This window comes from Candidatus Kurthia intestinigallinarum, from assembly GCF_003991225.1.
Lineage (GTDB): Bacteria > Bacillota > Bacilli > Bacillales_A > Planococcaceae > Kurthia > Kurthia populi.
In genome coordinates this window covers 1-1701 of sequence record NZ_JTFC01000124.1, presented here as the reverse complement: position 1 = coordinate 1701, position 1701 = coordinate 1, and the positions used below count along the sequence as shown (strand labels likewise).

The 1701-nt window shown below is 33.5% G+C and carries 3 protein-coding genes; all 3 read right to left on the bottom strand.

What is annotated here, in order from left to right:
- The coding region (locus tag QI30_RS19105; RefSeq protein ID WP_126992095.1) for an AAA family ATPase at positions 1-540 on the bottom strand (540 nt) is incomplete at its 3' end.
- 165 nt (positions 541-705) lie between these two features.
- A complete protein-coding gene (locus tag QI30_RS19100) occupies positions 706-897 on the bottom strand; it encodes a hypothetical protein (protein WP_126992092.1) in 192 nt (63 codons plus the stop codon).
- 62 nt (positions 898-959) lie between these two features.
- A partial coding sequence (locus tag QI30_RS19095) for a zeta toxin family protein (RefSeq protein WP_126992094.1) occupies positions 960-1701 on the bottom strand: 742 nt, incomplete at its 5' end.

Genomic DNA, 1701 nt, shown 5'->3' with positions numbered 1-1701 from the left:
GTCCGCATCATAGTTGTCTGCCATGAATTGTAGGTATTTTATATACGTTTCGGCGCCTTCAAGCGATAGTTCTTGAGCTTGTAGGATAATTAATACATAATCCGCAGCCATCATTGCATTATCCGAGAAGTCGCTAATTGTTGGTGGTACATCGATGAAAATGTAGTCGTACTCGTCACGAATTGGATCAAGTAGCTTCTTTAAATAAGAAACTTGATCGATTTCTTCTTTTACATTGGCATATAAAAATTTCGGGAAGTTTTTGAACGATACTTGTGCCGGAATCATGTGCAGGTTATCCGTCACTTCGACGATACACTCTTTTAAAGAGCCATTTTGGAACCCTTCAAAAATACTCGTATTAATCTCCGTTACACCTGTTGAACGCGCAATTAAAGTACTCGCGTTGCCTTGAGGGTCCATATCGACTAAAAGCACCTTTTTACCACGTGCCATTGCCAGCTCCCAGCTCGCCATCACTGACACCTTTGTCTTACCTACGCCACCTTTAAAGTTCCCTACCACGATAGTTATCGCCATTTCATCATCTCCTCATAGATATATATTTTCGAACTTATCATTTAATAACTAAAGTATAACTTATAAAAAGATACTTTGCAAAAATCTTCTTTGCAAATTTCTACTTTTGATAAATAAAAAAGAAAAAAGTAAGTATGAGCTTACCTTTTTCTTTTTCGTATGTGTTTAGAACCGACCTAAACAAGGAACTTTATTTTCAGATTCTTTTGAGGAGGAAACATATGCCTGATACTCTTCTTCACGATTATTGCGTTCGAAGCTCTCTATATACTGAGCATTTTTACGCAGTAAATCCTGCTTTGGCCCCATATTTCCTTTAGCAACAGTAGCATTAATCATTTCTAAAGCGTTCATCATATAAACCTCTCCTTTAACTTAATAATACTACATTAATTAATAAGTAAAGTAAAATAAAAAAATTATTTACTTAAAAATTCTTGATACTTCTTATTATTAAGTATAGTTTCTTTACCCAAACTCCCTGTAGCAATAACCTCATCTGAATTGTCTTGAGTATCAACTATTGCCCAATGATCCACTAAATCTTTTAATGCAACAAATGATTTCGCAATCATAGAATGACTCTGGATAACAATTTCATCTGGTACTAATCGAGGGAAATCACCATTTGCTTTTGCTTCTTCATAGCGAATACGATTACGCTTCAAAGCTATCTTTACCGGTACATCAATAATTGTCAATGTTACTTCAAACTTTGCTTGTTTAAGTAAATGTATGAAATTGATATACTTTTGAGTATCTTTAAGAGTCCCATCAAAAATATGGGAAATTTCCCTTTCAATAGCTTTTTCTAAAAGTTTAGAAGCCATTAATGAGCTTTCTTTATGAACGATTGATGCAGCTATTTCAGGGTTTGCATCAAGCATCTTTTGATATTCGGGGATTTCTTTTTTTAATTCATCGGAATCAATAATAAGAATATTCCCAACACTTTCTTTTAATCTTTTTCTAAAAGTGCTTTTGCCAGCGTTACTGCCACCGCCTAAAAAGAAAGAGATTTTTTGTTGACTGTCTGATTGTATATTAGCTTTATGAATATATTGAAGTAAGATTTCATCCAAAATATTGATACGATTTAGATTTTGGATATTACTAATATAATTCTCTGTTAACATATCGATTTCCTTTTTTACCATAAAA